Genomic DNA, 6191 nt, shown 5'->3' with positions numbered 1-6191 from the left:
ATTCGCAGTCTCCCGCTTCAACTCCTTTGATCTAGCGACTCACCCCGACGCTGTCTAGTGATTCAACAGAGCCCTTCCAATTGAGAGTTTACGCGAGTTGTCTTACCGCACCGTACGACGCCGGGCTACTTGATAATGTCGGTTGTTGAGGGTTTGTCGGCTTCATCCCCGCCCTGAAGGGCGAGGCTTTCGCCTCGCATTTTCCGTAATCAACACCGCAGACGTCCCCGTGATTGCAGTCAATCCTGGGACCCAACCACTCGCCTATCCGTGTCAGGATCTTCTAGTTCCCACGGACGGCAGCCGTGGTTCGGAACTTGCGGTGTCCGAAGGAGTCGCCCTCGCAAACGCAACTGGTGCCACGCTTCATATACTCCACGTTGTCGAGACAGGAAGCCCCGGTCCAGATGCTCGCTCTCTGTTGAAAGAGGAGGAACTCACCAACCGAGCAGACGAGATCATCGCAGACGCCATAGAGACCGCAGAGGCGGCGGTGGTCAATAGCATCGCGAGTAAAATCGAATTCGGTGTTCCGTCGAAAGAGATTAGAAACTACATCGACACAAACGAGATCGACTTCGCGATCCTCGGCACGCACGGCAAGACTGATTTCAGCCGATACAGGATGGGTGGGGTAAGTGCGAAAATCGTCCGAACGTCGCCAGTTCCGGTGATGTGGGTTCGGGAGCCGGAATCGAGTGGTGGGTGAGACATCTCTGCTGGTGAGTGGCAAGCCACCTGAGAGTGATGCCCGTAGGTACTCACAGTGCACATGTACGAGGACATTCTACTCCCGTTCGATGGAAGCGATGGGGCTGCGGAGGCATTGCATCACGCTGCCGAGATCGCACACTGGGCCGACGCCACAATCCACGTTCTGTTCGTCGCGGATACGACACTCCATAGTGTTACCGTCGTCGAAACCCAGGTCATTGACGCCCTTGTTCAGGAGGGCGAGGACATCGTCGAGGAAGCAGAAAAGACACTGGATACACTTGGTGTCGACTACGATTCCGACGTCGTCCAGGGGCATCCAGCGCCGACAATCGTCGAGTACGCCGAGCGATACGATTACGACGTGATCGTGATGCCGACCCACGGTCGGGAAGGGGTGTCACGATACCTTATCGGAAGCGTCACGGAGAAGGTCGTCCGTTTGTCTTCGGTTCCTGTACTCACAGCGCGGATGCAGCCCGACGAACAATTGGTGTTCCCCTACGAGAACATCCTCATACCGACCGACGGGAGTGCCGGTGCGGCCCATGCTGCCGAGCATGGCCTCTCACTTGCAGCGGCTCTCGATGCGACTATTCACGTGCTGTCTGTCGTTGACGAGACGTCGCTAGGTCTGGACGTTCGCTCCACGATTTCGGGACAGGAACGTGAACAGGCTGCGACCGACGCCGTTGACGACCTCGTCTCCGAGGCAGAGACACACGGCGTTTCGAACACTATCCGGCACGTCGAACACGGGTCCCCTATCGAGGTGATCCTCGACACCATCGACTCGAACGATATCCACGCCGTCGTGATGGGAACGACAGGGAGACGCGGGAGCGATCGAATCCTTCTCGGGAGCGTCGCCGAGAAGACCGTCCGCTCTGCACCAGTTCCCGTCATCACGGTTGGACGTGGGGAGTAGCGGTTCTGTGAGATGGCACGTGGCTATCGAACTCCTGTGCGTACGTAGCTGATTTCAGGCGTGAACTCTCGTGCTAATGGAGCACCGCAGTGCGCGCCAGCGAACGAGGAACACAGCAGGGTTGAATGTAGCTTCAACCGTGGACTCGCGAGTAAATCACCTAGCAATCAAAATAACAAATTCAGATCATCCTCCTGAAGCCGTGCAAGATACAACGCTCGTATCTGGTATCGTAGTAGTCCATAGATTCGCTTTCATGCGAATCCCATACCTCTGCCGGTCGAGGGTCTCTGGACCTCCGACCGGCTACCATAATCCCGATCAGTCTACCACTGAATCATCTTCTTCACGTTCGTGAACCCAGACCGTCGAAATTCGGGTCCCCTCAACGTTCGTCACCTCAACGACGTACCCGTCGACCTCAACGCGATCGCCACGTTCTGGCGCACGGTTGAGTTGTTCGAATACCAGTCCACCGATCGTTTCGACCTCTTCACTTGTGAACTCTCCCTCGATCATGTCGTTGATTTTCGATAGCGGGACGCCCCCGTCAATGTCGTACCCCTCCTCGCCACGCCGGCGAATCGAGGGTTCACGCTCGTCCATATCAAACTCATCTCGGAGGTCTCCAACGAGCGCTTCGACGACGTCTTCAACCGTTGCAATCCCCTCAAATGCCCCCCACTCGTCGATAACTGCGACCATCTGCTGTTGATCTTCCCTGAACTGTCTTAGGAGATCGCTCAGTGCCATCGTCTCGGGTGCGATGACGATTTCGCGGGCGATGTCGCCGACGGACTCGGCGTCACCGTCCTCCACCTCCGCTCGGAGCACGTCCTTGACGTCGACGAATCCGATCACTTGGTCGTCGTCGTCGCCATCAAGAACGGGATAGCGCGTATGACTAGCCTCGAGGATGATCGACTGGAGGTCTGAGAGCGCGGCATCCGCCGGAACGCTCACCACGTCCGGTCGTGGAACCATGACCTCCCGCACCACGATGTCGTCGAGATCGAAGACCCGCTCGATCATCGTCACTTCCGCAACGTCGATGTCTCCTTCCTCACCGGATCGAGTCAGTACCCGAAGGAGCTCCCGCTCGCCGAGCGTCTCGTCCGTTTCGGAGGCGGGTGGCACGCCGAGTGCTCGCGTGAATGCGTTGGCAGCCCCGTTGAAGACGACGATTCCCGGATAGAGGATGTAATAGAAGACCTTCATCGGCGGGGCGAGGAACAGGGAGAGTCGCTCCGTCTGGGCGATTGCGAGCGTCTTCGGCGCGAGTTCACCGAAGACGACGTGGAGGAACGTGATGATACTGAAGCCGATTGCAAAAGCGACGAGATGGATGAGACCCACCGGGAGAATCGGTTCCAGTACGGGTTCGATGAGCGCCGCCACGGCTGGTTCGCCGACCCACCCCAACCCGAGCGAGGCGATGGTGATGCCGAGTTGCGTCGTCGCGAGATAATCGTCAAGGCTCACCATCACTTCTTGGAGCGTCCCCGCGCCGGGGCGTCCCTCCTCAGCAAGTTGTTCGACCGATGTCCCTCGTATCCGTACGAAGGCGAACTCTGAAGCGACAAAAAAGCCGTTCAACACCACCAGAGCCAGCGCAAGGACGACTTGCGCCAGCGAGAGCGCGACATTTACCATCGGTGGGGCTGGAAGCTAGGGTTACTTGATTGTCGTGTGTCCATATGGGGGCATCTCGTTCCACCCACTAAAATCATTTACAGCAACTTCGAAGCGAGCTGACTGTTGCGATTATCGAATTAGTCCTGTATATCTCCTCACCGAGGCTGTCCTGTTGAACATCTGCTGAACTCACTCCCTGAGGGCACTGTGAACTACCCCACCCTACCGCTCGCCTGACGGCTCGCGCTTGAGGGTGGGGCTTCCTGCTTCAACGACGCGCTTTGCAGGGACCGAAGTGGTCCCCGTAGGGAGCGCAGTCTCCACAGGCGTTGATTCGGAGCGTCCCTCTCCTAACCGCTTGATACCGCGAGAAAGAATGTTCCACGCCGCGTTCCAGTCTCGGTCTGCCGTGAAGCCACAGGCGGGGCAGGAGTGTTCACGGACCCATAGCGGCTTGTCCGTCGAAACACCACACGCCGCACACTCTTTGGTCGTTCCTGCCGGGTCTACCGCGACGAGGTGCGTCCCTTCGCGTTCGCACTTGTACTCAAGCATTCGAAGGAACTCTCCCCACGCCGCGCCAGCGCGGTTTCGGGAGTTGCCCGGAAGTTCGACCAACCCGGCGGCGTCTAAGTCCTCTACGGCCACCAAATCGTACTCGGTGGCGTAGTGGTTCGATAACTTGTGGAGGAAATCGTGGCGCTTGTTCTTCAACTCGGCGTGACGTTCGGCCACTACCTTCCGCTGTTCTTCCCAGTTGTTCGACCTGTGCTGTTTCCGCGAGAGGTCGCGCTGGGCGCGTTCCAACCGCTCACGTTCGTCGGAGAGGTCGATTGACCCGACCGCAGTGCCATCGGTGTCGTGGGCGTACGTGAGTATGCCAACGTCGATACCGACGCACTTGGTGGGCGTCTCTGGCTTCTCCGGCGGGTCGTCGGGTGTCTCGACGCCCAGAACAGCGTACCACTTGCCGGTGGGTTCGCGCTTGACCGTGACGGTCTTGATGTCGGCGTCGTTGGGCAGGTCGCGGTGGAAGGTGAGCGGGATTTCTCCGAGTTTCGAGAGCCACAGTTTCGTCCGGCCACTCGTGTTCTTGAGTTCGAAGCCGGATTGACTGTAGGTGAACGAACGGTACTCGCCCTGTCCTTTCCACTTGAGCGTCCCAACTTGATGGCCGTTCTGCTTGCGGCCACGGAGCGTCGAGAGGTTGTCGTACAGGCGTTGCACGACTTTCTGTAGCACCTTCGAGTGAACTTGTTTCAGGTCACTCCACCACTTCTTGAGGTCGGGGAGACGCTTCTGTTCGGAGTACGACGAGGTGTCGTCGTTCCGATTCAGGCGGTGGAGGAAGTGGTTGTAGACCTGTCTACAGGTATCGACAGTCTCCGCTAACCGTTCTTCGAGGGCGTCGGACGGTCGAAGTCGGTACCTGTAGTTGTAGTTCATCGGGTGGTGCTACTCGTCGGTTGGTTCGCTGGTTCGGACGACTTTCACGTCTGCGCCACGCCAGTCCTTCGGAACAAGAACGTGCGCCCCGTTGCCGGTGGCTTTGGCTGTTCCGGTGATGACTTCGTGGCCTTCTATCTCGTGCCTATCCATCAACCATGTTTAAACATGGTATCAACTTAAAGATGACGGTGGGCCTGTGGGCCGGTCGGTGCAGAGTGCATGAACAAACGTGCGGCGCTGTATCCCCTCCCTACTCACTCGCTTCGCTCGTTCGTTGAGGAAGGGGCCTTAGCGCCTCAATTCAGGTAAAAAGCAGCTTCCAACACAAGGAGCTGTTCTTCAAACCCTATGACGCGAATCAACTCCGAGAAATCATGCTCAATCGGCAGGACGCCTTCCAAGACGGTGTCCTCTCTGAAGATGCGATTCCACTCTCTGCTGCCTTTGCCGCACAAGAACATGGAGATGCTCGGAAAGCAATCGACATTCTTCGGCATGCCGGTGAAGTCGCCTACGAGAATGGCGCCGAGAAAGTCGACGAGCAACACGTCCGACAGGCACAACAACACGCTGAGAAGGACCGCTTCCGAGAGATCATCGGTGGTGCTCCAACCCAGGCGAAGGCCGCCTTACTCGCATTGTCCGAACTCAGCGTCAATACCAACGACGATGCATTCCTTACAAGCCGAGTCTATGACCAATACGAACGAATCTGCGCCCACCTCGATATGGACACCCTCTCCGTCCGGCGCTTCCGTGACCTTGTGAAGGAACAAGCGTTTCTCGGCGTTGTCGAGATCGAGAAAATCAACAAGGGAAGCGCTGGTGGCATTCATCTCCAGAACCGACTCATTGAAGACCCAGAGGTAGTACGCGAAACGATCCTCGAGGATACCCGAATGCAGGAATGGACGACCGAGTAACCATCCATCCGACTAGCCAAGTGGATACGACGGAAATCTGGGGTGGGGTATGAGGAAACGACGGAAACACGGGGGGTCGACGGTTACGTCGGAAACGTGGGGTGGGGCTACTACGACGGAAACATGGGGTGGAGAAATAGCCGATCCAGGTCCATAACTCAAAAAGCATGCTCAAACGCCCTCAGTTAGTATAATATACTAACTATTTCTTCCGATAAATCCTAATTCCATTACGACTATCACAGTAGAAATTAGCAGGATATTCATTCTCGGCAAAACGCGGGCTAAGCCCCGTCGGGATCACCTGTCGATGAAGGCGAGGTCTGGGATGTTACGATCGAGACGGTCGGCGATCAAGGCGACGGCATTGCGAAAGTCGAACGTGGATACGTCATGATCGTACCTGGTGCCCAGCCCGGTGATAAGCCGACTGTCGAAATCGAACAAGTTCAGGAGAACATTGCATTTGCTAGCATTGTTGATAGCGATCCGTGAGCGCTCTAACTCGGGGTGATCATTTTGAGGGCGATTCGAAGAGGTCG

5 protein-coding genes and 2 pseudogenes are annotated in these 6191 nt (G+C 57.1%); 4 read left to right on the top strand and 3 right to left on the bottom strand.

Annotation, left to right across the window (positions count from 1 at the left end; all coding sequences use genetic code 11):
• The first annotated feature begins 229 nt into the window (after positions 1 to 229).
• Positions 230 to 709, top strand: a complete 480-nt coding sequence (locus ACRYA2_RS20000; protein WP_433632214.1) for a universal stress protein — start codon at positions 230 to 232, stop codon at positions 707 to 709.
• Positions 710 to 772: 63 nt separating this feature from the next.
• A complete protein-coding gene (locus tag ACRYA2_RS19995) occupies positions 773 to 1642 on the top strand; it encodes a universal stress protein (RefSeq protein WP_433632211.1) in 870 nt (289 codons plus the stop codon).
• 321 nt (positions 1643 to 1963) lie between these two features.
• Here ACRYA2_RS19995 and ACRYA2_RS19990 read toward each other — a convergent pair whose 3' ends face one another.
• The 3 genes from ACRYA2_RS19990 to ACRYA2_RS19980 form a co-directional block, all read right to left on the bottom strand.
• Positions 1964 to 3295, bottom strand: a complete 1332-nt coding sequence (locus tag ACRYA2_RS19990) for a hemolysin family protein (RefSeq protein ID WP_433632208.1) — start codon at positions 3293 to 3295, stop codon at positions 1964 to 1966.
• A gap of 204 nt (positions 3296 to 3499) precedes the next feature.
• A complete protein-coding gene (locus ACRYA2_RS19985) occupies positions 3500 to 4723 on the bottom strand; it encodes an RNA-guided endonuclease InsQ/TnpB family protein (RefSeq protein ID WP_433632205.1) in 1224 nt (407 codons plus the stop codon).
• Between the two features lie 9 nt (positions 4724 to 4732).
• Positions 4733 to 4876, bottom strand: a complete 144-nt coding sequence (locus tag ACRYA2_RS19980; RefSeq protein WP_433632203.1) for a DUF2080 family transposase-associated protein — start codon at positions 4874 to 4876, stop codon at positions 4733 to 4735.
• A gap of 152 nt (positions 4877 to 5028) precedes the next feature.
• Between ACRYA2_RS19980 and ACRYA2_RS19975 the strand changes: the two are divergent.
• Both ACRYA2_RS19975 and ACRYA2_RS19970 read left to right on the top strand, forming a co-directional pair.
• Positions 5029 to 5649, top strand: a pseudogene (locus ACRYA2_RS19975) (cell division control protein Cdc6); the annotation flags it as partial.
• 294 nt (positions 5650 to 5943) lie between these two features.
• Positions 5944 to 6144: pseudogene (locus ACRYA2_RS19970) on the top strand (TRAM domain-containing protein); the annotation flags it as partial.
• Positions 6145 to 6191: the final 47 nt, after the last annotated feature.

The organism is Halomicrococcus pelagicus (assembly GCF_050954125.1).
Note: the sequence above shows the minus strand (reverse complement) of the source record. Positions and strands in the feature narration are given on the sequence as shown.